The 24268-nt window shown below is 73.8% G+C and carries 27 protein-coding genes; 12 read left to right on the top strand and 15 right to left on the bottom strand.

The window, feature by feature from the left end:
- The 4 genes from M8C11_RS07590 to M8C11_RS07605 form a co-directional block, all read right to left on the bottom strand.
- Positions 1–355: ATP-binding cassette domain-containing protein (locus M8C11_RS07590; protein ID WP_252449012.1), on the bottom strand; the 355-nt coding region annotated here is incomplete at its 3' end.
- A gap of 15 nt (positions 356–370) precedes the next feature.
- Positions 371–1360, bottom strand: a complete 990-nt coding sequence (locus M8C11_RS07595) for an ABC transporter permease (protein WP_120569808.1) — start codon at positions 1358–1360, stop codon at positions 371–373.
- A 63-nt stretch (positions 1361–1423) separates the two neighbouring features.
- Positions 1424–3169 carry an ABC transporter substrate-binding protein gene (locus tag M8C11_RS07600; RefSeq protein WP_120569807.1) on the bottom strand — a complete coding sequence of 582 codons (1746 nt, stop codon included), beginning with the start codon at positions 3167–3169 and terminating at the stop codon, positions 1424–1426.
- A gap of 57 nt (positions 3170–3226) precedes the next feature.
- Positions 3227–4234: an ABC transporter permease gene (locus M8C11_RS07605; RefSeq protein ID WP_252449013.1), complete on the bottom strand. Its 1008-nt coding sequence runs from the start codon at positions 4232–4234 to the stop codon at positions 3227–3229.
- A 408-nt stretch (positions 4235–4642) separates the two neighbouring features.
- Here M8C11_RS07605 and M8C11_RS07610 point away from each other — a divergent pair, with 408 nt between their 5' ends.
- The 4 genes from M8C11_RS07610 to M8C11_RS07625 all read left to right on the top strand — a co-directional run bounded on the left by M8C11_RS07610 (position 4643) and on the right by M8C11_RS07625 (position 7198).
- The gene (locus tag M8C11_RS07610) at positions 4643–5044 is read left to right on the top strand and encodes an SSI family serine proteinase inhibitor (RefSeq protein WP_120569805.1); all 402 of its coding nucleotides are present in this window, start codon (positions 4643–4645) and stop codon (positions 5042–5044) included.
- A 122-nt stretch (positions 5045–5166) separates the two neighbouring features.
- On the top strand, positions 5167–6060 hold the full coding sequence (locus M8C11_RS07615; RefSeq protein WP_374667434.1) for a pentapeptide repeat-containing protein: 894 nt from the start codon (positions 5167–5169) through the stop codon (positions 6058–6060).
- A 412-nt stretch (positions 6061–6472) separates the two neighbouring features.
- Positions 6473–6727 carry a preprotein translocase YidC gene (locus M8C11_RS07620; RefSeq protein WP_252449015.1) on the top strand — a complete coding sequence of 85 codons (255 nt, stop codon included), beginning with the start codon at positions 6473–6475 and terminating at the stop codon, positions 6725–6727.
- 210 nt (positions 6728–6937) lie between these two features.
- Positions 6938–7198, top strand: a complete 261-nt coding sequence (locus M8C11_RS07625) for a hypothetical protein (protein ID WP_120569802.1) — start codon at positions 6938–6940, stop codon at positions 7196–7198.
- On the opposite strand, the gene rnhA is transcribed toward M8C11_RS07625, so the two are convergent.
- Positions 7117–7680 carry a ribonuclease HI gene (rnhA, locus tag M8C11_RS07630; protein ID WP_013476715.1) on the bottom strand — a complete coding sequence of 188 codons (564 nt, stop codon included), beginning with the start codon at positions 7678–7680 and terminating at the stop codon, positions 7117–7119. The two genes, M8C11_RS07625 and rnhA, sit on opposite strands and share 82 nt — an antisense overlap.
- Before the next feature lie 70 nt (positions 7681–7750).
- Here rnhA and M8C11_RS07635 point away from each other — a divergent pair, with 70 nt between their 5' ends.
- Both M8C11_RS07635 and M8C11_RS07640 read left to right on the top strand, forming a co-directional pair.
- Complete coding sequence (locus M8C11_RS07635) at positions 7751–8539, top strand: tyrosine-protein phosphatase (RefSeq protein WP_252449016.1); 789 nt, start codon at positions 7751–7753, stop codon at positions 8537–8539.
- Between the two features lie 91 nt (positions 8540–8630).
- A complete protein-coding gene (locus tag M8C11_RS07640; protein WP_252449017.1) occupies positions 8631–9755 on the top strand; it encodes a serine hydrolase in 1125 nt (374 codons plus the stop codon).
- Between the two features lie 18 nt (positions 9756–9773).
- Here M8C11_RS07640 and M8C11_RS07645 read toward each other — a convergent pair whose 3' ends face one another.
- Positions 9774–10658 (bottom strand): NAD(P)H-binding protein, encoded by an 885-nt coding sequence (locus M8C11_RS07645; RefSeq protein ID WP_252449018.1) that lies wholly within the window; start codon positions 10656–10658, stop codon positions 9774–9776.
- 84 nt (positions 10659–10742) lie between these two features.
- Here M8C11_RS07645 and M8C11_RS07650 point away from each other — a divergent pair, with 84 nt between their 5' ends.
- Entirely contained in the window at positions 10743–11513 is a 771-nt protein-coding gene (locus M8C11_RS07650; protein WP_252449019.1) for a YafY family protein, read from the top strand.
- Here M8C11_RS07650 and M8C11_RS07655 read toward each other — a convergent pair.
- The 5 genes from M8C11_RS07655 to M8C11_RS07675 all read right to left on the bottom strand — a co-directional run bounded on the left by M8C11_RS07655 (position 11510) and on the right by M8C11_RS07675 (position 16207).
- Complete coding sequence (locus tag M8C11_RS07655; protein ID WP_252449020.1) at positions 11510–12694, bottom strand: lycopene cyclase family protein; 1185 nt, start codon at positions 12692–12694, stop codon at positions 11510–11512. The two genes, M8C11_RS07650 and M8C11_RS07655, sit on opposite strands and share 4 nt — an antisense overlap.
- 48 nt (positions 12695–12742) lie before the next feature.
- The gene (locus tag M8C11_RS07660) at positions 12743–13990 is read right to left on the bottom strand and encodes an MFS transporter (protein WP_252449021.1); all 1248 of its coding nucleotides are present in this window, start codon (positions 13988–13990) and stop codon (positions 12743–12745) included.
- A 42-nt stretch (positions 13991–14032) separates the two neighbouring features.
- Complete coding sequence (locus M8C11_RS07665) at positions 14033–15175, bottom strand: RNA polymerase sigma factor (protein WP_121684647.1); 1143 nt, start codon at positions 15173–15175, stop codon at positions 14033–14035.
- 8 nt (positions 15176–15183) lie between these two features.
- Entirely contained in the window at positions 15184–15591 is a 408-nt protein-coding gene (locus tag M8C11_RS07670) for a YciI family protein (RefSeq protein ID WP_121684648.1), read from the bottom strand.
- Positions 15592–15790: 199 nt separating this feature from the next.
- Entirely contained in the window at positions 15791–16207 is a 417-nt protein-coding gene (locus M8C11_RS07675) for a DUF6069 family protein (RefSeq protein ID WP_252449022.1), read from the bottom strand.
- Between the two features lie 169 nt (positions 16208–16376).
- Here M8C11_RS07675 and M8C11_RS07680 point away from each other — a divergent pair, with 169 nt between their 5' ends.
- The 4 genes from M8C11_RS07680 to M8C11_RS07695 all read left to right on the top strand — a co-directional run bounded on the left by M8C11_RS07680 (position 16377) and on the right by M8C11_RS07695 (position 19585).
- Entirely contained in the window at positions 16377–17480 is a 1104-nt protein-coding gene (locus M8C11_RS07680; protein ID WP_252449023.1) for a sensor histidine kinase, read from the top strand.
- On the top strand, positions 17477–18145 hold the full coding sequence (locus M8C11_RS07685) for a response regulator transcription factor (protein ID WP_121684651.1): 669 nt from the start codon (positions 17477–17479) through the stop codon (positions 18143–18145). Before M8C11_RS07680 ends, M8C11_RS07685 begins: the two co-directional genes overlap by 4 nt.
- Positions 18146–18387: 242 nt before the next feature.
- The gene (locus M8C11_RS07690; RefSeq protein WP_073829387.1) at positions 18388–18870 is read left to right on the top strand and encodes a hypothetical protein; all 483 of its coding nucleotides are present in this window, start codon (positions 18388–18390) and stop codon (positions 18868–18870) included.
- Positions 18871–18943: 73 nt separating this feature from the next.
- Entirely contained in the window at positions 18944–19585 is a 642-nt protein-coding gene (locus M8C11_RS07695; RefSeq protein WP_252449024.1) for a class F sortase, read from the top strand.
- A 3-nt stretch (positions 19586–19588) separates the two neighbouring features.
- On the opposite strand, the gene M8C11_RS07700 is transcribed toward M8C11_RS07695, so the two are convergent.
- Together M8C11_RS07700 and M8C11_RS07705 are read right to left on the bottom strand one after the other, a co-directional pair.
- Positions 19589–20590 (bottom strand): phosphotransferase family protein, encoded by a 1002-nt coding sequence (locus M8C11_RS07700; RefSeq protein ID WP_252449025.1) that lies wholly within the window; start codon positions 20588–20590, stop codon positions 19589–19591.
- A gap of 85 nt (positions 20591–20675) precedes the next feature.
- Complete coding sequence (locus M8C11_RS07705) at positions 20676–21356, bottom strand: tyrosine-protein phosphatase (protein WP_252449026.1); 681 nt, start codon at positions 21354–21356, stop codon at positions 20676–20678.
- Between the two features lie 83 nt (positions 21357–21439).
- On the opposite strand from M8C11_RS07705, the gene M8C11_RS07710 reads away from it, so the two are divergent.
- Positions 21440–21856, top strand: coding sequence for a YchJ family metal-binding protein (locus tag M8C11_RS07710; protein ID WP_252449027.1), 417 nt, complete (start codon positions 21440–21442; stop codon positions 21854–21856).
- 18 nt (positions 21857–21874) lie between these two features.
- On the opposite strand, the gene M8C11_RS07715 is transcribed toward M8C11_RS07710, so the two are convergent.
- Positions 21875–22264 carry a DUF2267 domain-containing protein gene (locus M8C11_RS07715; RefSeq protein WP_252449028.1) on the bottom strand — a complete coding sequence of 130 codons (390 nt, stop codon included), beginning with the start codon at positions 22262–22264 and terminating at the stop codon, positions 21875–21877.
- A gap of 89 nt (positions 22265–22353) precedes the next feature.
- Complete coding sequence (locus M8C11_RS07720) at positions 22354–24216, bottom strand: transketolase (RefSeq protein ID WP_252449029.1); 1863 nt, start codon at positions 24214–24216, stop codon at positions 22354–22356.
- Positions 24217–24268: the final 52 nt, after the last annotated feature.

Here is a 24268-nt window from a genome sequence, read left to right on the forward strand (position 1 = left end):
CCGAGTAGTACGGATGCAACGCCGACAACGGATCCTGGAAGACCATCGCCATGTCCCGGCCCCGCAGCCGCCGCACCTCCTCCTCACCCAACCCCACAACCTGACGCCCACCCACCCAGATCTCCCCCGTGATCGTCGTGCGCTTCGCGTTGTGCAGACCCAGGATCGCCAGCGACGTCACACTCTTACCCGACCCGGACTCCCCCACGATCCCGAGCGTGCGACCCCGCTCCACCGCGAAAGACACCCCGTCCACGGCCCGCACCACACCGTCCTCGGTGTCGAACCGCACCCGCAGATCCTCGACCCGCAGGTACGGGCCCTCGCCGCGACGCGGCGCCGGAAGCTCCACCATGTCCGATCCCTCCCCTCAGCTCAGCCGGACCCGCGGGTCGATCACCGCGTACAGCACGTCGACGACGATGTTGGCGACCACGATGAACACCGCTGCCAGCAGCACCGTCGCCATCACCACCGGCAGGTTGAGGAACTGCACCGCCTCCACGGTCGCCTTGCCGAGACCCTGGAGGCCGAAGATGGTCTCGGTGATGAACGTGCCGCCGAGGCTGGTGCCGATGTCCAGCCCGGCGATCGTGACGATCGGCGTGATCGCCGCCCGCAACGCGTGCCGCGTGTGCACCTTCCGGGCGGGCAGCCCCTTCGCCCGGGCGGTACGGACGAAGTCCTCCGACAACGTCTCCAGCATCTGCGCCCGGGCCAGCCGGGCGTACAGCGCGGAGTTGAGGAACCCCAGCGTCATCCACGGCAGCAGCAGCCCGGCCGCCCAGCGCAACGGGCTCTCGGTCAGCGGGGTGTAGCTGGGGAACGGCAGCAGGCCGGTGGAGTAGACGAGCAGGTAGAGCAGGATCAGCCCGAAGAAGTAGACCTGCATCGACGCCCCGGCCAGCGTGACGCCGATGGCGGCGCGGTCGAACGCCGTACCCCGGCGTAGCGCCGACACCATGCCCAGCGAGACGCCGAGGCCGAGCCAGAGCACGGCGCCGCCGAGGACGATGCTGAACGTCACCGGGGCGCGCTGGGCGACGATCTCGGTGACCGGCTGGTTGTTGCGGAACGAGTAGCCGAGGCATGGCGCCGGGCAGTCCTGCCGGAAGTCACCCTCGCCGTAGGTGCGGCCGGCGAAGACGCCGCCCACGAAGTCGGCGTACTGCCGGGGCAGCGGCTGGTCGATGCCGAGCCGGCGCTCGACCTGGGCGATGTCCTCGGCCGTGCAGTTCTTGCCGCACATCACCTTCGCCGGGCTGCTCGGCACCGCGAAGAAGAGACCGAACGTGACCAGGCTGATGACGACCAGGGTCAGGGCGGCGACGAGCAGCCGCCGTACGACGAAACGGAGCACGGGAGCACCTCCCCCGAGGTCGGCGCGGGGACGGCCGCCGTGGCCGCCGCCCCCGCGCGGCTGTCACTTCTTCACGTAGATGCCGTTGAGCGAGATGATCCCGAACGCGTCGCTGAGGAAGGCGTTGCCGACCTTCGAGCCGTGCAGCTCGTAGGTGGCGTCGTAGTAGCAGGGCACCACCGGGGCGTACTTCTCCATGATCATGCGGTCGAGCGCCATCCAGCCGGCGTCCTGCTCCGCGGCCGGCAGGTCGCGGACCCGGTCGATCTCCGCGCTGACCGACGGTTCGTCGAGGTACGACAGGTTCTGGTTGCCCTCGGCCACGACCTCCCGTCCGTCGTAGACCGGCGGGATGACAGTGGAGCCGGTGGGCCAGTCCGAGCCCCAGCCGGTGAGGTAGAGGTCGTACGGGTTGTCCTTGCGGCCGACCTCGTCGTAGTAGCTGCTGTTGTCGATCGGCTTCATCACGATCTCGAAGCCCATGTCGGTGAGGTTCTTGCGCAGCGCCTCGGCCTGCTGGGTGCGCAGTTCCAGGTTGGAGTGGGCGAGCACCAGCTTGGGTCGCTTGCCGGCGAGCAGCTCGGCGGTCTTCGCCTTGTCGCCGGTGACCGGGGCGTTGAACAGGTCGTACGGGACGAAACCGGCGGTGGTGGGCGACATGAGCGTGGTCGCCGGTGAGCCGGCGGCCTGCCCGCCGAGCACCTTGAGCAGGGCGTCCTTGTCGACCGCGTAGTTCAGCGCCCGCCGTACGCCCAGGTCGGTGACCCGCTGGGTGTTGATGCTCAGCACCCAGTTGTACTGCGTCGGCCCGCGGACCACCCGGTCGGAGACGCCCGCGCCGGTCGTGCGGGGCAGCACCGACGGCGGCACGTCCGACCAGCTCAGCGCCGCCTGGTCGGCCGGCCCGTCGGCGACCAGGCGCTCGGCGATCTGCGCCTGCTCCAGGCCGAACGTCATCCGGATCGCGTCCGGGTACGCGTTGCGGATCGGGTCGGTCGCCGGATCCCAGTTCGGGTTGCGTTCCAGCTCCAGCGACACGTCGCGCTGGTAGGACTTCACCCGGTACGGCCCGGACGAGAACGGCCGCAGGTCGTAGTTGGCGCGGGTGTCCTTCGCCGCGGGCACGGGCGCGCTGGTGGGCAGCGCCGCGGCGTACGGCAGGTCGCAGTGCGGCTGCGGGAAGGTGAACCGGACGGTCCGGTCGTCGGGCGTGGCTACGCCGTCGGGCACCGGATTGCCACCGTCGTACGGTCCCTTGTAGGTGGCGTTGTACGCCCCGCCCGGGTAGAGCCACTGCTGGATGTAGTGCGGGCCCTCGTTGAGGTTCGCGGCGAACGACCGGGCGATGCCGTGGGCGACGTCCTTGCTGGACACCGGCGTGCCGTCCTCGTACTTCACGCCGTCGCGCAGGGTGAACTCCCAGACCTTGCAGTCGCCGTTCACGTCCTTGCCGGGGTTCGTGGCCAGGTCCCCGACGAGCAGCAGCTTGCCGCTGCCGTCCTCCTTGTAGCCGTTGAGCGCGCGGTAGAGCAGCCCGCCGGCGACCTGCTGCACGTTGACGTAGTTGCGGGCCGGGTCGAGGTGCTCGAAGTCGGCCGGCTGCATGACGGTGAGGGTGCCGCCGCGGGTCGCCCCGTCGACGTCCTTCGCCGGGCCCTGGTTGTCGGCGGCCTCGTACGAGATCGAGCCGCTCTGGGTCTTGGTCTTCTGGTCGCCGTCGCCACCGCCGTCGGTGGTGGGGCTGCAACCGGCGGCGGCCAGCGCCGCCGCGGCGAGGACACCTGTCAGTGTCCGGGTCCGTGCGCGCACGGTGTGCTCCTTCCTGCCCGGCGGCCCCCGCCGGCCGGGCACTGATGGCCGTGGGGACTACCGGGTGGAGCGGGGATCCAGGGAGTCGCGCAGCGCGTCACCGAGCAGGTTGAACGCCAGGACCAGCAGGAAGACCGTCAACCCGGGGAACAGGGTGTACCAGGGGTCGCTCGCGACGTAGCCGATGCTGTTGAAGATCATGCGGCCCAGGTCGGGCGTGGGTTCGGTGACGCCGATGTTGACGAACGCCAGCGCCGCCTCGATGGCGATGAACTGCGGCACCATCAGCGAGACGGTGACCAGGATCGGCGCCCAGATGTTCGGCAGCAGTTGCCGCAGCAGGATGTGCCCTGTGCCTGCGCCGGCGGCCCGGGCCGCGTCGACGAACTCCCGTTCCCGCAGCGAGATCACCTGCCCGCGGACCAGCCGCGCGGTGTACGTCCAGCTGAACAGGCTGAAGGTGGCGACGATCAGGGCCACCCGGAAGGCCGGCGACGGCGCCTCCCGGTCGGAGTAGAAGCGGTCCTGGAGGATCGGGATGACCGCGAGCGCGAAGATGAGGAACGGGAACGCCAGCGTGAGGTCGATCAGCCAGTTGACGACGCTGTCCAGCCAGCCTCTGGCCCATCCGGCCAGCACACCGACCGCGACGCCGATTCCGCAGGCCAGCAACGCCGAGGTGAACGCGATGAACAGGGACGTCCGCAGGCCGTAGACCAGTTGCATCAGGATGTCCCGGCCGCTGCCGGGTTCGAGCCCCAGCCAATGGTCGGCGCTGATTCCGCCGGCATACCCGATCGGCATTCCGAAATCGTTGAGCCGGTCCACGAACTTGTCGGTCGGGTCGATTCCAGTGAGCCGTCCCAGCAGTGGCGCACCGAGTGCGACCAGGGCGGCGACGGCGAGCGTGACGGCGCTGGCCTTGGCCGTACGGTCGCGTTTGAGCCGCAGCCAGGCGAGCTGGCCGGGTGACCGGCCGACGAATTCACCGGGTCGGCCCGCTGGTGCGGGAACGGGCTCGACGTCGGGGCCGGGAGCGGCCGGCGGGTGCGACAGTTCGCTCATGAGCAGTCCTCCCGATGGGGACGAAAACGCCCTGCCACCCGACGGTAATGCGCTTCCGACCACCGGAAAGAATCGTTCCGGTAACGGCCGTTCCGGTTGTCGAGAATTGACAACGATCCGGCGTACGGAATGCATCGGCGCAATAACGACGCGATTCGGTTGTCAGCCTTTCAGGTAGCCGTCCCGCAAATTCGGAATGCGTTGCGGCGAGGCATTGAAGCGGTTGTCAGCCGTTCGGGCATTCCCGTACGCCGATGTCACACCGGGCGGTCGGTGCGGCCGGCCGGTGTGACACTTCGTGACTCTTCGCGTTCACACCGTCCACCTAGGGTTCTCGGCGGTCCGGTTCGCACGACGTGCCGGGCCACCCACCGGCCCTCACCCGGGGCCCCGACGGAAGGACCACCCATGCCCTTCGCCCGACGTACCGCCGCCCTGGCCCTGGCCGCCGCGCTCGGCGGCCTCGCCGTGCCGGCCTCCCCCGGGGACGCCGCGCCACGCCCCGGCCCGCAGACCCCCTCGGTGCTGCTGCTCACCGTCGACGACGGCGCCGGCGTACGCGCCACGGTGCTGACCTGCGGGCCCACCGGCGGCCTGCACCCCGACCCGATCACCGCCTGCCGGCTCGTCGCCCGCGTCGACGGCGACCTGGACGCGCTCGACGTGGACGGCGCGCCGTGCACCTCCCAGTACGCCCCGGTCGTCGCGCGTGCCGTGGGCTTCTGGCAGGACCGCCCGGTCGCCTACACGCGGACGTTCGGCAACCCCTGCCTGATGCAGCGCACCACAGCCGCCCTCTTCACCTTCTGACCCTCCCCGCCCCGCCTCTTCTCGTTGATCATGAAGTTGGCGGCGATTCCGGTCCGATTTGTCGCCGTCAACCTCATGATCGACGGGGTGGGGTGGGGAGGTTGTGGGGTGAGGTGGGGAGAATGGGCGGGGTGTTGGGAGGGGGAACGGTGGGACCGGGATCGGGCGCGGTGGGTGGCGGGCGGGAGTTGCGGGCGGACTGTTCGCGCTGCGCCGGGGTCTGCTGCGTCGCGCCCGCGTTCACCGCGTCGGCCGACTTCGCCGTCGACAAGCCCGCCGGACGGCCCTGCCCGAACCTGGGCGCCGACTTCCGCTGCGGCATCCACACCGAGCTGCGGCAACGCGGCTTCCCCGGATGCACCGTGTTCGACTGCTTCGGCGCCGGTCAGCACCTCACCCAGAACACGTTCGCCGGCCGCGACTGGCGCGCCGACCCGGCCACCGCGCAACGGATGTTCGACAGCTTCGCGGTGCTGCGGCCCCTGCACGAGCTGCTCTGGTACCTGACCGAGGCGGTACGCCTCACCCCGGCCGGACCGCTGCGCGACGAGCTGACCGCCGCGCTCGACGAGACCGGCCGGCTCACCGACGGCACCCCCGAGGAACTGCTCGCCCTCGACGTCGACGCGCACCGGGACCGCGCCAACCGCCTGCTGTCCCGCGCCGCCGAACAGGCCCGCGCCGGGAAGGCCGGGCCGGACCGCCGGGGCACGATGCTGATCGGGGTGGACCTGCGCCGTACCCCGCTGGCCGGGGCGAACCTGCGCGGCGCCTGCCTGATCGGGGCCGACCTGCGGGGCGTACGCCTCGGCGCCGCCGACCTGACCGGCGCGGACCTGCGCGGAGCCGACCTGCGCGGCGCGGACCTGGGCGAGTGCCTGTTCACGCACCAGTCGCAGCTCGACGCCGCGCGCGGCGACCACCGAACGGTGCTGCCGCCGGGGCTACGCCGCCCGGCCCACTGGTCCCTGACGCTGACCCCGACGCGTCCCCGCCCGCGCCAGCGCCGCCGCTGACCCGGCCGACGCTCCCCTGCCCGCCCCCGCCCGCCCGGCTGCGCCCGCCGCCACCGGCCGCCGGCCCGCGCCTCGCACCGGCCCACCGGCACTGACACCCGCACCGACCCGTCAGCACCGGCACCGGCACCGGCACCGGACAGCGGTGATCAAGGAGTTTGCGTCCCCGTCAGCCCCTCCCCAGGCCACAAACTCCTTGATCACCGCGGCTGAGGGCCCACCGGAGGGACCTCGGGGTGATCAAGGAGTTCGGGGCGGGTTCGAGGGCGGAACGGGACACGAACTCCTTGATCAACCGCGAGGAGGGAGGGGCCGGGGTGGGCGGACGGGCGGGCGCGGGAGGGGCGCGGGTTTGGTGGAGGTGGGGTCGGGTAGGCGGCGCGGACGACTGTCGACCGACGGGGGGCCACCGGTGGGGTATCGGGCACGCGACGGTGAGGAGCCGGTCGACCCGGCGCACGCCGAGGACGAGGCCGGTCAGGTTCCGCTGGTGCAGACCGCGGCGGACACCGACGTGCCGGCGTCCGCTCCCGGCGCGCCGAAGCCGGACGAGGTCACCGAGGACGACGGGTCCGGCTTTGCGGGCGGGGCGTCCGGCAGCAGCTCGGGCGGCTCCTCGATGCCGACCCACCCGGACGCGGCCCGCGGCCCGGACGCGGCCGGCTGAAACGGGCGCGCGCCACGGAACGGACGCAGGCCACCGAACCGACGCAAGGCACAGGCCGACCGAGCCGACCGGGCCCATCACCGAGCCGACCAGGCCACCGCCCCGGGCACAGGCCACCGAACGGACACGGGCCACCGAACCGACGCAGGGCACCGACGGGGCAAGGGCCGCTCAACGTTTGCCGTCCACCGCTGCGGGCAGGAGTGCGACATGACCAGTGAACAGTCCTTCGGCCGCGCGGCCGGCGACGAACCGGACGGCGCGACCGCGTACGAGGCGTCCCTGCGCCCGCCGGGCGAGTCCCTGCACACCACCGACGACACCGGTGACGACTTCGCCGACCTGCCCGCCGAGGACCGGCGGTCGGCGCGGGAGGTCAGCCGCGCCGGTTACGACGTGGAGGCCGTCTCCGGCACCGGCGACCCGTCCGAGGAGCCGGAGGAGATCGAGGAGGGCCGGCCGCTGCGCTGAGCCGTACGCGGGGCGGCGGCAGCGCCGCTCCGCGCCTCGGTCATGCCCCGGTTCGCCAGCGCGTCGGCGCGCTCGTTCTCCGGGTGCCCGTTGTGGCCCTTCACCCACAGCCACGTCACGTCGTGCCGGGCGCAGGCCGCCTCCAGCGCCTGCCACAGGTCGGCGTTCTTCACCGGCTGCTTCGCGGCGGTCAGCCAGCCGTTGCGCTTCCACGCGTTCAGCCAGCCGGTGATGCCGTTGCGCACGTACGTGCTGTCGGTGTGCAGCCGTACCGTGACCGGACGGGTCAGGCTCTCCAGCGCCCGGATCGCGGCGGTCAGCTCCATCCGGTTGTTCGTGGTCGGGGTGGCCTCGCCGCCGCACAGCTCCCGCTCGTGCCCGCCCCAGCGCAGCACCGCGCCCCAGCCGCCGGGCCCGGGATTGCCGCTGCACGCGCCGTCGGTCCAGATCTCCACGACCCGGCCGGTCTCCGCCTCCACCATGCCCGGCAACCTACCGGGTACGCGGGCGCGCGGGACCACCCGACCCGCCGCGCCCGGCTAGCGTGCGGGCATGACCACTCCCCCGGACTTCGCCACGCTCTGCAACTTCCGTGACCTCGGCGGCTGGCGGACCGGCGACGGCCGCACCGTCGCCCGGGGCCGGCTCTACCGCTCCGACTCGCTGGCCAGGCTCGCCGGTGACGATCTGGAACGGTTCGCCGCGCTGGGCGTGCGCACCGTGATCGACCTGCGGTACCCGTGGGAGATCGCCGACCGCGGCCGGGCCCCGGAGAGCCTCGGCGTGACCTGGCACAACCTGAGCATCGAGCACCGCCCGTACGTGCAGGCGGACATCGACCCCGACGTTGACCCGTGGCGATACCTGGCCGACCGGTACGCCGAGGTGGCCGAGGACGGCGCCGCCGAGCTGCGCCGGGCTTTCGAGGTGATCGCGGACGGCGAGCATCCCCTGGTGTTCCACTGCGCCTCCGGCAAGGACCGCACCGGGCTGCTCGCCGCGCTGGTGCTGTCCCTGCTCGGCGTCGACGACGACCAGATCGCTGCGGACTTCGCGCTCACCGAGCACGCCACCGACCGGCTGGTGGCCGAGTGGCGTGATCGCAACGGCGGGGCGACGCCGGGCTGGCCGGCGTACGGGCGGGCGCCGGCCGAGATCATCCGGCTGGTGCTGGCCGACCTGAGGGCCGCCCACGGTTCCGTGCACGGCTACGTGACCGGCCGGCTCGGTGTCGACGCGCGGACGATCGACGCGCTGCGCGCCCGGCTGCTCACCGACGACACGCACATGCTGCCCACCCAGGGCGCCACCGGCAGTACGCCGACACCGGTCACCCGCTGAGCACCGCCGCCCGGCCGAGCACGCAGCGACGGAGAACCGGCGGCCGAAAAGCAGACGACGCCGACGCGACGGTCTGGCACGCTGCGTGATCGTGGACACGCGCTGGGACGGCCTGCGGGCCGAGGTACGGGCGACAATCGACGAACTGGTCTCCTCCGGCCGGGAGGCCGGTGTGCAGGTGGCCGCGTACCTGGACGGGGTCGCGATCGTCTCCGAACAGGCCGGCCTGGCCGACACCACGACGGGCCGGCCGATGACCGCCGACACGCCCGTGCACGCGGTCTCCACCGGCAAGGGACTCACCGCCACCGTGGTGCACGTGCTGGCCGAGCGGGGACGGCTCGACTACGACCTGCCGCTCGCCGCGGTGTGGCCGGAGTTCGCCCGGCACGGCAAGGACGGCATCACGCTGCGGCACGTGCTCACCCACACCGCCGGCCTGCCCGCGCTGCCCGCCGACGTCACGCCGGAGGACTTCACCGACTGGGCGGGCATGTGCGAGCTGCTCGCCGAGGCGCGCCCGCTGTGGGCACCGGGCGAGCGATTGGCGTACCACGCGTGGACGTGGGGCTGGCTGCTCGGCGAGGTCATCCGGCGGGTCACCGGCGCGCCCGTGTCGCAGGTCCTCGCCGAGGAGGTGTCCGGGCCGCTCGGCGTGGACCGGGAGCTGTTCCTCGGCGTACCGGAGGCGGACCTGCCCCGGCTGGCCCGGCTGGAGGACGCCGGCCTGTCGGCACTGATGGCCTGGGCCGGGGCCAACCTGCCGCACTTCGACGCGGTCGCCCCGCCCACGGTACGGCCGGACACCGTCATCGGTTCCCGCCCCGACGTGCTGCGCGCCGACGTGCCGTCGGTCGGCACGATGAGCGCCCGCGCGGTGGCCCGGATGTACGCGGCGCTGCTCGGCCCGGTCGACGGCGTGCGGCTGATCTCCGCCGAGCGGATGCGCGAGGTGTCCGCCCCGGCGGTCCGCGCCCAGGAGTGGGTGTTCGGGCAGGAGACCACGTTCGGGCTGGGGTACGCGGTCGACGCCGACGGGTCGTTCGGCACCGCCGGCAGCGGCGGCAGCCTCGCGTTCGCGTACCCCGAACTGGGGTTGACGGTGGCGGCGGTGCGCAACCGGCTCGGCGCGGGCGACGGCGACCCGATGGAAGGGCTACGGACGCTGGTGCGCGACCGGGTCGCCGACGCGGTCGGCCGCCACCGGCCGTCCTGATCCGCGACGCTTGTCACGTCAGCCCGGTGCGTCTCGGAGAGCCGGGAGAAGGTCGCCGCGGATCCAGGCCCGCAGGGTCGTGGGCGTGGTGGTCACCACCGAGCGCTCCTGCTCGGGCACGAAGTCGTCACGCAGGCCGGTCGACATCCCCAGCACGGCCCCGGCCATCGCCGGGGGCATGCCCACGGCGAGGAGCTGCTCGTACCTGGCCTCGTCGGTGATCCGGTCGACGACGACGTCACGCCCGAGTTCGTCGGTGAGAATGGCGGCGACCTGTGACCAGGTCAGGTCGTCGGGGCCGTGGACGGCCTGCACGCGACGGCCCGCCCAGTCGCGGTTGATGAGGGTCAGGGCTGCTACCTCGGCGATGTCGCGTGGGGCGACCCAGCTCATCGGGACGTCGACCGGGAGCACGGTCTGGAGCCGGCCGGACTTCACCGACTCGATGTCGAGCAGCAGGTTCGTGAAGAAGTAGCCGCATCGCAGATGGGTGACGTCGACGCCGAGGCCGTCCAGGGCCACCTCGGTGGCGGCCAGGCCGTCGATCTCCCCTGCGCCGTGGCGCTTCTCCGCGCCCACGCTGCTCTGGAACACGACCCGGGCGATGCCGTTGCGGGTGACCGCTGTGGTGATGGCCTCGGTGGCGCGGGCGTAGTCCGCCAGCGGGTCCGCGGAAGCCGCGGGCGGGTCGACCCAGTAGACCGCGTCGACACCGCGGGTTGCGGCCACGACCTGGTCCGGTTCCCGGGAATCAGCGGGTGCGACCTCGACGTGCCGCGCCAGCTCGTCCGGAACGCTACGCGGGTGGCGGGCCAGCAGCAGTGGCCTGACGCCGGCTCGGACCAGCATCCTCGTCACGTGGCGGCCGACGTTGCCGTTGGGCGTGGTGACTGCAATGCGCACGGCATTCCTTCCCGAAGACGTCAGGAGACACGCTAGGCGGGAATGCGGCCCGGTCCTGGCCGCATCTGCGCGGACCATGGGGAGGTGGACACCCCGTCGAGTCGGTCGCTGCGGTTGCTGTCGCTGCTGCAGAGCGGCCGCGAGTGGAGCACCGGCGAACTGGCATCCCGGCTACAGGTGAGCGAACGCACCGTGCGCCGTGACGCCCGGCGCCTCCGCGACCTGGGCTACGACGTGCGCTCACGGCCCGGTCCCGGCGCCGGCTACCGCCTGCGCCCGAGCGTGCGGATCCCGCCACCGCTCCTCAGTTCCGACGAGGTCTCGACCATCATCACGAGCCTGCTCGTGATGGAGGCGTGGATGCCCGACGACACGGCGGCCAGCACGGCCCGCGCCAAGCTGCAACAGGTGCTTCCGCCCGGCCTACGCCACCGTGCTGAAGCGACAGCGAACTCCACCCGGATCCTCCACCAGGATCCGGCGCCGCTGGACTGGACGCTCGCCGGCTCCCTCACCGACGCCGTCGCCGCCGGCGCCCGCGTCCACTTCCACTACGTCGACCAGCACGGCCACGAGTCCCGGCGCACCGTTCAGCCTTACCGGCACCTGCTACGCCGGCGGCACTGGTATCTCGTCGGGTACGACATCGACCGCGACGGCTGGCGGACCTTCCGACTCGACCGTATCCGCACGATCAGCACCGTCCCGGGGCCGTACCGGCCCCGAGCCTTTCCGTTCGACTCCATCGACCACTGGCTCGGCAGCGACTTCGGCAGGGGCGGCGGACCGTCCACCCCCGCGCCCGCCGGTGCGCCCGGCCGCCGGACTCCGCCGGCGACCGGCCACCGAGGCTAGCGGCGCAGGCGGGCGCGCAGCCGCCCGGCCGCGTCGCCGAGCACCGCGCCGGTCATCGGCAGCAGCGGGCTGGACCGCATCACCGCCAGGTCCTCGGCCGGGCTGGTCACGCCGTCGAGGAACCGCAGCACCCGCTCCGGCGGGTTGCGGTCGAACAGCCGCTCGAAGAACTCCACCCCGCCGACGTGCCCCCGGTCCAGCGCGCGCAGCGCGACCGCGTCCATCCACAGGTGCCGGCCCGGGTACGCGGGCGCGGGCACCGGCGGACGACCGGCGGCGAGCGCCCGGGCCACCTGATCGGCCTGGCGCAGCATCGCGGAGAACGTGAAGCCGGTGGACGGGCGGGTCGCCCCACCCGCGGTGCCCAGCCGCACCACCCGAGGGCTGGGACGGGACTCGAACGGGCCGTCGGTCATCGGGATCACGCCGTCCTCGACCTCCCGCACCCGCAGCGCGGTCAGGTCCAGCCCGAGCAGATCAGCGTAGCCGCGCAGCGCCCTGTCGTAGCCCGCGTCGTCGAGCAGGGTCGGCCCGAACTCGGTGTACTCGACGAGCGCGAACCGGTCGTCGACCGGCAGCACGTACCCGAAGGAGACGCCGCGCTCCGGCTGCGGCGTGCGGAAGTCCATCAGCACCGCCCGCTGCCTGTCGAACGTGGGCCGGTCGGCGGCCAGCCACCAGCCGCGGAAGTGCTGCAACCAGCTGGTCCGCCCCGGCCGCTTCGGCCGGCGGGGCCGCGAGTCGAGCACCCACCCGGCCCGCACGAGGTCCCGGCCGTCCGGGTCGCGGACCGTGACCCGCTGACCGTCGTCGTGCAGGTCCCCCGCCGGGGCGCTGATCCGGACCGCGTCCAGCCGCCGCTCGGCCTCGGCAGCCCGGTCGTAGACCGGGGCGGAGCGGAGCATGGCGTACCGCAGCGGGTTGAGCGTGAGGACGCGGCGGCCGGCGGGCGTGACCACGTCGACCTGCGACCAGCTCGCGCTCAGCAGCGGGTCCAGGTCGTCGCCGGGCAGGCCCCAGAACGCCCAGGTGCGGTCCTGGCCGCGCTTGTGCACCGGGTCGACCACCGCGACCCGCAGCCCGGACACGCCGTGCCGGTCCAGCGCGGCCAGAACCAGGGACGCGGCGCCGCCACCGCCGACCAGCGCGAGGTCGACGTCGACCGGGAAGGATGCGTGCATCCGGCCACGCTGCCACACCGGCGGGAACCGCCACCGGCCGACCCGCGCTCAGGTCACCGGGGCGGGCTTCTGCGGGGCCGGCTCGGCGTAGGCGGCGGCCACCGTCGCCCGGTCGAAGACCCGCCACGTCGCGGCGATCACCGCGACCGCCACCACGAAACCCACCCAGTACGGCGCGGTGATGCCGAACCGGGCGGCGACCACGCCGCCGAGCAGCGCGCCGACGCAGTTGCCACCCGCCGCGACGAACAACGTGGTGCTGCCGACGCGGCCCATCAACGCCGGCGGGGTGAGCCGCTGCCGCAGCGAGTTCGCCACGATGTTCCACAGCGCGCTGTGCGCCCCGAACGCGAACAGCGCGAACCCGACCACGGCGGCGCTGCGGGACGCGGCGAGCGCCAGGTGCAGCCCCGCCTCGACCAGCAGCCCGGTCCGCACCGTCCAGGTGGGCGTGATCGCGGCGATCAGCCGGTCCCCCACCAGCGAGCCGAGCACCCCGCCGACCGCCATGCAGGTGAACAACGCGCCGTAGCCGACCGAGCCCAGCCCCAGCCGCTCGGTGGCGAGCAGCACCAGCACCGCCACCGCGGCGGTGAGCGTGACGTTGAGCAGGCCGATCAGCATCGTCATGGTGCGCAGCAGCCGCTGCCCCCACAGCCAGCGGAACCCCTCCGCGACCTCCGCCCGCACCGAACGCCGCTCCTGAAGCGCCGGCCCGCCCCGGTACGTCCCGGCGAGCAGGCCGACCAGCACGGCGCTGAGCGCGTACGTGCCGGCGTTGAGCGCGAACGGCAGCGACGCCGCCAGCACGAACAGGAACCCGCCGAGCGGGCCGGCGATCATGTTCTGCATCACCTGGGTGCCGCCGCCGAGCCAGCCGTTGGCGCGTTCCAGCATCGAGCGCGGCACCACCGCCGGCAGCACCGCCTGCGCGGCGGTACGGAACACCACCTCGCCGGTGTTCACCACGAACAGCACCGCGTAGAGCAGCGCGATCCCGGCCCGGTCGGCGAGCATCGCCACCGCCAGGGCGGCCAGCGCCGCGACGCGTACCCAGTCGATGAGCACCATCAGCCGCCGCCGGTCCACCCGGTCCGCGAGCACTCCGCCGGGTAGCGCGAACAGCAGCCACGGCAGCCACGACACCGCCGCCCCGGCCGACACCACCAGCGGATCGTCGGTGATCGACGCCACATACAGCGGCGCGGCCACAGTCGCCGTCCCGCTGCCCAGCGCGGACAGCGTGCTCGCCGTCCACAGTCGGGCGAAGCGCCCGCCGAGCCGTTCCCCCGTCACGGCGAGGCAACCTACCAGCGGCGACGCGCGCCGCCGACCGGTTTACCGCCGGCGGGAGTTGAGGCGGGCCGCCTGCCGGTTCAGGTGGTCGCGCTCGGCCAGGCTGGACGCGCGGCGGGCCGCTTCCGCGTACAGCGCGGCCGCCCGGTCCGGATCACCGTCGCGTTCGTGCAGGTACGCGGCCACCGCCGTGTACCGGGGCAACGTGTCGTCGAGCGCCGCGAGCGCCGCCAGCCCGGCGCGCGGGCCGTCCGCCTCGCCGACCGCGACCGCCCGGTTGAGCCGCGCGATCGGGCTGCCGGTCAGGCGCACGAGTTCGTCGTACCACTCGACGATCTGCACCCAGTCGGTCTCCGCCGCGGTGGGCGCGTCCGCGTGCAGGGCCGCGACGGCGGCCTGGGCCTGGAACTCGCCCAGCCGGTCGCGGGACAGGGCGGTCTGGAGGATGCCGACACCCTCGGCGATCAGCGTGGTGTCCCACCGGCTGCGGTCCTGCTCGGCGAGCGGCACCAGGCTGCCGTCGGGCGCGGTCCGCCCGGCCCGGCGGGCGTGGTGCAGCAGCATGAGCGCGAGCAACCCGGCCACCTCGGGGTGGTCGATCGCGGCGGCGAGCTGCCGGGTGAGCCGGATCGCCTCGGCCGCCAGATCCACGTCGCCGGAGTAGCCCTCGTTGAACACCAGGTACAGCACCCGCAGCACGGTGGCCACGTCACCGGGCTGATCGAACCGGACCCGGGAGACGGTGCGCTTGGCCCGGCTGATCCGCTGCGCCATGGTGGCCTCCGGCACCAGGTACGCCTGCGCGATCTGCCGGGTGGTGAGCCCGCCGACGGCGCGCAGCGTCAACGCGACGGCCGACGACGGGCTCAGCGACGGATGCGCGCAGAGGAAGTAGAGCCGCAGCGTGTCGTCCACGGCGGACACCGGGCCGGGCGGCGGCTCCTCGTCCACGACGTCCTCGCGCCGACGCCGGGCGGCGTCGGCGCGAACCACGTCGAGGAACCTCCGCCACGCCACGGTGACCAGCCAGCCCAGCGGATCGCGGGGCATGTCGGCCGGCCAGACACGCAGCGCCTCCACGAGCGCGTCCTGCACGGCGTCCTCGGCCGCCGCGAAGTCGACTCCGCGGCGGACGAGGACACCGAGCACGCCCGGGATGAGGCTGCGGAGCGCGACCTCGTCCATCGGACGGGTCACTCCGTGATGGTGGGCGGCGCGGTCAGGAACGGGCGCAGCTCCAGCCACTCGTGGATCGGCTTGCCGCCCTGCCCCGGCGCGGCCGACAGTTCGGCGGCCAGTTCGAGCGCGCGGTCGTAGCTGTCCACGTCGATCACCATCCAGCCGGCGATCAGGTCCTTCGTCTCGGCGAACGGGCCGTCGGTGACCGGCGGGCGTCCCTCGCCGTCGTAGCGGACGAACGTGCCCTCCGGGGCGAGCGCCTGGCCGTCGACGTACTCGCCGCTCTCCTGCAGCCGGGCCGCGAACTCCTGCATGTAGCGCACGTGCGCGGAGATCTCCTCCGGCGTCCACTTGTCGATCATCGGCATGTCGGACACCGGGGTCGGGCCGCCGCGGTAGTGCTTCAGGAGCAGGTACTTCATCTGTGTCTCCTCGTGGAGGGTGCGACCCATTCTGGCCGCGTTCACTCCGGGGACGAAGCCGCCCTGGCGTTCTCGACATCGGCGGCGGAGAAATTTCGGGCGTCACATCGCGTAGGCCATCCTAGGAGGCTAGTTCTGATGGTCCGGGCCGCCTGCCCCCGTCGCGGCGGTCCGGACCCGTCAGCGGATCGCGCGGCGGTCAGCGGGCGGCGGTCCGGCGCAGGCCGGTGATCAGCACCGCGCCCGCGACCAGGTGCAACACCACCAGCGTCAGCGTCGCCGCACTCCCCACTCCCCCGCCCAGCGGCCCGAGCAGCGACACCAGCAGCACCAGCACCGCGACAGCGGTCCAGGCGGTCCGGGCGCGGGCGGTGAGCCGTTCCAGCAGGGCCAGCAGCGCCCAGCCGGCCAGCCCGGCGAGCAGCGTGCTCACCACCACGGCCACCGGCGTGACCCGCTGATCGGCGGAGCCGCTCCGCGCGATCAGCTCCACCCCTGCGACTGGCACCGCGACCAGCCAGCCCAGCAGCGCGACGGCGGTCGCCGCGAACACCGTGAGCAGGCGGTCCCGGCGGCGACTCGGGCGGGCGGCGACGGTCGGGATCGTGGTCTCCATCGGTGACTCCTCCACATCGGAACGACTGCCGGAAACGCTAGGTCCGGCGGGCCGTCGCGCGGATCGGGCCGCGGAGCGGTTCCCGGCTCCGTCGCCGGGACGACCACCGGCCCGGATCTCCGTCTGGCGACCGATGAGAATCGGCGGGCCGGCGGCCTAGCATCCGGACATGAGGTGCGCGCCCCGTCCCCGGTTCCTGCTGCTGCTCGACGGCGGCATCGCCACCGCGAGCCTCGCCGTGTGCCTGCTCGCGCTGCTGGCCTCCGACGCCGGACCGGACACGGCCGGCGCGACCGCCGTCGCGGTCGGGCTCGCCGTGGCGCAGGCGAGCTGTCTGCTGTGGATCAGGCGCCACCCCGGGTACGCCCTCACCGTCGCCACGCTGGCAGGGGCCGGCCTGGAGGCGCTCTGCCCGCAGCTCGGCTGGCTCGGCCTGGTCGCGGTGCCGCTGGCGTACGTGGCCCGGCTGCGCCCGCCCCGGTACTCGCTCGTCGCGCTCGGGCTGTTGCTGGCGCCCACGCCGTGGAAGCTGGTCACCGGCGGCTGGCGGGACCTGCTGCTGGCGGTGACCGCGCTGGGCCTGAGCTGGACGCTGGGCGAGTTGCAGCGGGGCCAGGCGCAGCGGCGCTGCGCCTGGGAACGGCACGTACTCGCGACCGAACGGGAACGCATCTCCCGGGAACTGCACGACGTGGTGGCGCACCACGTCGCGGTCATCGCCGTACAGGCCGCCGCAGCCGAGGACGTGTTCGACACGCAACCGGCCCAGGCGCGGGCGGCGCTCGGTGCGATCGACGCGGCGGCCCGGTCGGCGCTCACCGAACTACGGGCCATGCTGCACGCGCTCGCCCTCGACGACGGGTCCGAGCCGGACGGGCCGCAGCCGGGTCTGGCGCAGCTCGACGCGCTCGCCGACGCGGTACGGGCGGTCGGGCTGCCGGTGACGCTGCGCCTGGAGGGCGACGGCGACGCGCTGCCGGGCGGGGTGCAACTGTCGGCGTACCGGATCGTGCAGGAGTCACTGACGAACGCGCTGCGCCACGGGCACGCCACACGCGCCGACGTCGACGTCCGCTACCGCGACGGCTTACTGCGGCTGGAGGTCGTCAACGACGGTCCGGCACCCGCCCGCCGGCCCGGTACGCCCACCGGGCGCGGCATCGTCGGGATGCGCGAGCGGGCCCGGCTGCTCGGCGGCACGCTCGACGCCGGCCCGCTGCCGGCCGGCGGGTTCCGGGTCCACGCGCGACTGCCGGTCGGAGCGGACCGGTGACCGTGCGGGTGGTGGTCGCCGACGACCAGGAGCTGATCCGCGCCGGGCTGCGCACAGTCCTCGACGCGCGACCCGACCTGAGCGTGGTCGGCGAGGCCGGCGACGGCGTCGAGGCGGTCGCGGTCGCGACGCGTACGAGGCCGGACGTGGTGCTGATGGACGTCCGGATGCCCCGGCGCGACGGCATCGCCGCCACCCGCGACCTGGTGGCCGCCGGCAACCCGGCCCGGGTGGTCATGCTGACCACGTTCGACCTGGACGAGCACGTCTACGCCGCGTTGCGCGCCGGGGCGAGCGCGTTCCTGCTCAAGGACACCCGCCCGGCCGACCTCGCCGAGGCGGTACGCGTGGTGGCCCGGGGCGAGGCCCTGCTCGCGCCCACCGTGACCCGGCGGCTGCTGGACCGGTACGCCGACCGGCTGCCCGGGCGCACGCCCACCGCCGACGCGCTCGCCGTGCTGACCGCCCGCGAGCGGGAGGTGCTGACGCTCACCGCGCGGGCACTGTCCAATGCGGAGATCGCCGCCCGGCTGCACCTGAGCACAGCCACCGTGAAGACCCACGTCTCGGCGATCCTCACCAAGCTGGGCCTGCGCGACCGGATCCAGGCGGTGGTGCTCGCGTACGACACCGGCCTGGTCCGGCCGGAGCCGCCGGTCCGGTAGGCACGAACAGGACAGCAGGCCCCAGACGCGACTAACCGGGACGGTTCGCCGTCCGGCCTGGCCCGGCATGTCCGTCGTCTCGTGGCGGCAGGGAGCACACCGGACGGCAACGAAGATTTCTCAATTACCCCCAGTGACCGCCGCAACCCTCCTAGTGTTGGCCACACCGGTGCTCGTCACGGAGTTGGCCACCCGAACGACGTCCCACGCCTACAGCGGACGAAAAGTGAGGGAAGACGCGGATGAAGGCACAGTCATTTCTCGGATCGGCGGCGTTCGGCGTGGGCCTCGGCGCACTGCTGCTCCCGGCCGCCGCGCTGGCGGACACCAGAGTCTCACCCGCCACCACCCCGGTCGGCGGCACCGTCGTGCTGACCACCACGTGCAACCCGAACGCCGGTGACGCGATCTTCCGGGTCACCGGCCCGGACCGGGACCAGAACGTCCGGTCCACCACGGCGGCCGCGGGCGGTGGCCTGAGCGCCGAACTGTTCACCGCCGGGTTCACGCTCGGCACGTACACGGTGGCCACCACCTGCGGCGACGGCAGTGACGGCGGCAGCGCCACGTTCACCGTCACCCCGATCGGCGGCGCGCAGGCCGGTGGCGGCGGGCGCGACGGCGACACCGGGGTGCTGATCGCCGGTGGCGTCCTGGCCGCCGGGGCGCTCGCCGGAGGCGCGTACGCGGTGATCCGCCGGCGCCGCGCGGGCGCCGTCGCCTGACCGGCTCGTCGAGCGGTCCGCCCGCGCCGGAGCATCCGGCGCGGGCGCCGCGTCCCTGTCGGACGGAGGTGCGATGCTGTCGGAGTCGCAGCGCCGGTCGCGCCTGCACGCCGCCGTCGTGGTCACCGCCGTCACCGTGGCCGCCGCCACCGGCGCCGGCCTGGTCTCGGCCGGGCTCGGCACCACGTCGGCGTCACCACCGCAGCCCGGCGCCTCCGCCGCCCCGTCGACCGAACGCCCGGGTACGGCCGGCCCGGCGCTCCCCCGCGCCACACCGGTGCGGGTCACCATCCCGCGCATCGGCGTGGACGCCGAGATCGTCCCGGTCGCCACCGACGCCGACGGCGCGCTGGAGGTGCCGCCGCTGGAACGCCCCGAGGTGACCGGCTGGTACCACCCCGGCCCGGCCCCCGGCCAGGCCGGCAACGCGGTGCTCGTCGGGCACGTCGACTCGCAGCACGGCCCGGCGGTCTTCTTCGACCTCGGGCGGCTGCGCGGCGGCGACACGATCCGGGTGCTGCGGGCCGACGGGCGGACCGCGACGTTCACAGTCGACGGCGTCGGGGCGTACCCGAAGGAGCGCTTCCCCACCGCGCGGGTCTACGGCGGCGACGCGGCCGCACGGCTGCGGCTGATCACGTGTGGCGGGCGGTTCGACCCGCGCACCGGCAGCTACCCGGACAACATCGTCGTCTTCGCCACCGCGACCCGGTGAGGCTCAGCCGGCCAGGTCGGCGAGTTCGGCGTCGAGCAGGTCCGCCAGCAGCGCCACCCGGCCCGGGTCGTTGTCGGCGGTGATGTTCCGGCTGGGCATCTCGACAGTCATCAGCAGGTAGAGATACAGCCGGTAGAGCCCGAGCCGCCGCCGCGCCCCGGCGTCCAGCGGGAACGGCGCCGCCTCGCGGTAGGCGTGCACCAGCGGGTCGTCCGGCTCGTCCTCGGCGCGGCGGAACAGCAGTGGCGACACCAGGTCCATCAGCGGGTCGCCCCACAGGTACCGCTCGCCGTCGACCAGACCGGTGAGCCGGGGTGTGCCGTCCGGCCCGTCCACGGCCAGCACGTTCCCGGCCCAGCCGTCGAAGTGCAGCAGCGCCGGACGGTCGACCGCGTCGAGCACCGCCGCGTGCCGGGCCACCAGCTCCCGGATCCGGGACGCGGGTACCGGCAGCGGCACCGCCCAGTCCGCGGCGTCGGCGAGCATGTCGTCCACCATGGCCGTGTAGGCGTCCCGCCAGGTCGCGCCGGAGGCCCGGTCGCCGTCGTAGCCGTACCGCTCGCCGGTGACCGTGTGCAACGCGGCGAGCGCGCGGCCGAACTCCGCGCGCAGCGGCCCGACGTCCGCGCCGGCCTGGGTCAGGTCCCAGAGGGTACGACCTGGTAGCCGCGCCATCAGCAGCCAGTCACCGAGGCCGGGGTCGGTGCCGTGGTGCAGCAGCGCGGGCGTGGGCACCCCCGGTGCGCGGCCGGCCACCAGGCGCAGGTAGTGCGCCTCCGCGCCGATCATGTCGCGTTCGTAGCGCAGCAGCGGCACGTGCGGCGGCGGACCGACCTTGAGCACCACCTCGCGGCCGTCGGTGAGGCGTACCCACCAGACGGCGGCGAAGCCGCCACCGGTCAGCGGGCCGCAGGCGGCCACCTCGGCGCCGGATCCGAGCGAGGCGGTCAGGTAGCGGCGGACCTGATCCGGGTCGAGGACACGCTGAGTCGGACTCACGCTCATGGTGCGGGGATCGTACTGGCTGCGGCTGCGTTGTGGGCGCACCGATTGCGAAGACGGCGCGGCACCGGCCGGCGGCGCGACCGCTTCAGGCGAGAGCCCTCCGCAGGGCCTCCAGCTCGGCCTCGGTGGCGCCGGCAGCCTGGAGATAGGCGGAGACCGAGCCGTGGTGGCTGCGGATCCAGACCATGGCATGAAGCAGGTGCGCTGCGGTCACCGGGCGGGTGCCGTGTCCGATCGTCGCGCCGGCCGGCGATCCGGTGAGGTCCAGCGCGGCGTTCGAACGCAGGAAGTCCTGGGTGACCTCCGCATCGGAGGCGTTCAGGAGGGTCTGGATGACGGCGACGACGACTCCGGTGCGGTCCTTGCCGGAGGCGCAGTGGACCAGGGCAGGTAGCGCGCCGGGGGTGACGAGCTGCCGGATGATCGCGACGGTGGCACGACCGGCCTGCTCAGCCAGGTACGGGTACAGCGCCACCTGGTCGTCCGGCCAGCTCTGCTCGGTGAACACCGGAAAGTGCCGGTGCTCGACGTCGAGACCCGCACACCGGTCCGGCCGGTCGGCCACCTCTCGGATGCTGCGGAGGTCGACGACCGTGCGTAGCCCGAGATCCCCCAGCTCCCGGGCGCCCTCGGGCGTCAGGAGATGCAGGGCGCCGGAGCGATACAGGGCCCCACGGCGCAACGATCCGACGCCGCCTGCGTCGCGGAGGTTCCGGACGCCGGAACCGCCGGTGGTGGCGTCGGCCGTGGCCCCACGAGTGATCATGGAGGCGACTATACGACTGTCCCGTCCGGGATTCCCCGGCCTACCGGCGGCGAGGCGGTCGTGGTGTGGGAGAGAATCGCCGGGTGGCGAGACGGAAGGCGCGCGAGGGCGCGGGTGAACGTCCGGCGGCCTGCCCGTGCGGCACCGGCCGGCCGTACGCGGACTGCTGCGCCCCGGTGCACCGGGGCGAGGCGACGGCGGCGACCGCGGAGGCGCTGATGCGGTCCCGGTTCAGCGCGTTCGCGCTCGGCGACGCCGCGTACCTGCGACACAGCTGGCACTCCAGCACCCGCCCCGACCGTCTGGAGCTGGACCGGGGCACCCGCTGGACCCGGCTGGAGATCGTGGAGGCCGCGCAGGGCGGCCTGTTCGACAGCGCCGGGACGGTCCGGTTCCGGGCGCACTACCGCGAGGACGGCCGGGCGGGCGTGCTGGCCGAGCACAGCCGCTTCGCCCGCGAGGACGGCCGCTGGGTCTACCTGGACGCGTTGCCCGAGTAACGGTCAGGCCGGGCGCGGTCAGGCCGGGCGCGGGGTGGGCTGAGCCAGTTCGGCGATCTCGCGCGGCAGCTGGGACAACGCCCGGTTGAACTGGGCCGGTCCGACCACCCGGTGCAGCGCCTGCAACACCGCCCGGGCGCCGCGCTCGGCGTCGGACGGTGTCGCGCCGGAGCGCTCGGCGACCCGGCGCAGGAACTCGTCGTACCCGAAGACCTCGGGATCCTCGACCCGGGCGCGTGCCAGCAGCGGACGAAGCTCGTGCGCGACGTGCGCGGACAGGTCGTCGGCCTCGCCGCCGCTGATGCGTTCGGCGAGCGTGCGCAGCGTCGCCTGGGTCAGCGCGCGGGCCGTCTCCACCGGCACGCCGGCGCGGGCGGAGACCCGCGCGTAGAACTCCGGTTCGGCCATCGTCGGTCCTCCCGTCGCAACGGCAGCGTGGCTACCCGCCGCCGGCCGCGGCAAACACCGCCGCGCCGCCGGCCCCGGCGGGTACGGGCTCAGGCCAGGGCCCGCGCCGCCGAGACGATCGCGCCCACACCGATGCCGGCCCGGTCCAGCTGCTGGGCGGGGGTGCCGGAGCCGGGCAGCCCGCGTACCGCCAGGTGGTTGACCCGGGCCGGTTCGCCCAGGTCGGCGAGCGCCTCCAGCACGGCCGAGCCCAGCCCACCCTCCGGGTAGTGGTCCTCGACCACGACCAGCCGCCCGCCGGTCTCCACGACGGTCTCGGCCAGGCGCTGCCGGTCCACCGGCTTGATCGAGTACAGGTCGATCACCCGGGCGTCGATGCCCTCGCGGGTCAGCTCCTCGGCGGCGGCGAGGCACAGGTGCACCGTCACGCCGGTGCCCAGCAGCGCCACGTCCCCGCCGTCGCGCACCATCCGGCTGCCGCCGATCGGGAACGGCTCGGCGTCGTCGTAGAGCACCGCGTACTTGCCGCGCGTGGTGCGCAGGTAGCTCACCCCCGGGTGGTCGGGCATCTGGGCGACGAGGGCCGCGCAGGAGACCGCGTCGGCCGGGCACAGGACCGTGGAGCCGGGCACCGCGCGCAGCGCGGCGATGTCCTCCAGCCCCATCTGGGACGGGCCGTCCGGGCCGATCTCCACCCCGGCGTGCGAGCCGACGAGCGCGATGTCGGCGCGGGACACGCCCGCCATCCGGATGAAGTCGTACGCCCGGGACCAGAACGCGGCGAACGTCGCCGCGAACGGCCGGTAGCCGCGCACCGCCAGGCCCACCGCCGCGGCGGCGAGCTGCTGTTCGGCGATGAACATCTGGAAGAACCGGTCCGGGTACGCGGCGGCGAAGTGCTCCGCCCGGGTGGAGTCGCTGACCTCGCCGTCGAGCGCGACCACGTCGGGCCGGGCGGCGCCGAGGGCGCGCAGCGCGTCACCGTACGCGTCCCGGGTGGCGACCTTCGCGCCGCGCTCGTAGGTCGGCAGTTCCGGTTGCCGGATCTGCGGCGCGGCGGCCCGGGGCGCGGGTGGTGGTTTCGGTCCGGCGACCCGGATGCGCCGGGGGCCGCCGAGCGCCCGCACGGCTCGCTCGGCCAGCTCCGGGTCGAACGGCTTGCCGTGCCAGGCCGGGTCGTTCTCCACCTCGGGCACGCCCTTGCCCTTGACCGTGCGGGCCAGCACCACTGTCGGCCCGGTGGCCTCGCGCGCCTGCCCGTACGCCTCGTCGATCGCGCCCAGGTCGTGACCGTCGACCACGATCGCCCGGCAGCCGAACGCCTCGACGCGCCGCCGGTAGGTGTCCAGGTCCCACTCCAGCTCGGTGGGGCCGCGCTGGCCGAACCGGTTGACGTCCACGATCGTGGTGAGGTTGCGCAGCCCGTAGTGGCCGGCCTTGTCCAGCGCCTCCCACACCGAGCCCTCGGCGGTCTCGCTGTCTCCGCAGAGCACCCAGACGTGCGCGGGCGACCGGTCCAGGTACTGGGCGGCCAGCGCCACCCCGACGCCGACCGGCAGGCCCTGCCCGAGCGAGCCGGTGGCCACGTCCACCCAGGGCAGCACCGGCGTCGGGTGGCCCTGGAGGCGCGACCCGGACCGCCGGTACGTCTCCAGCAGCTCCTGCTCGCTGATCGCGCCGGTGGCGCGGAACACCGCGTACAGCAGTGGGGAGGCGTGCCCCTTGGAGAAGATCAGGTGGTCGTTGCCGGGGTTGCCCGGATAGGACCAGTCGTAGCGCAGGTGCCGGGCGACGAGCACGGCGAGCAGGTCGGCGGCGGACAGGCTGGACGTGGGGTGCCCGGAGCCGGCCGCCGTGCTGCACCGGATCGCGTCCACCCGTAGCTGGGCGGCCAGGTCCGCCAGCCCGGACAGCTCCTCGTCGCGCAACGTGCGCTCTGCTTCCAACGTCACCGCGATCGTCTCCCGGGGTCGCCGATTTCCGCACTCACGCTAGGCCGCGAAC

Origin of the sequence: Micromonospora sp. CPM1 (genome assembly GCF_023896895.1) — a bacterium.
Taxonomy (GTDB): domain Bacteria; phylum Actinomycetota; class Actinomycetes; order Mycobacteriales; family Micromonosporaceae; genus Micromonospora; species Micromonospora tulbaghiae.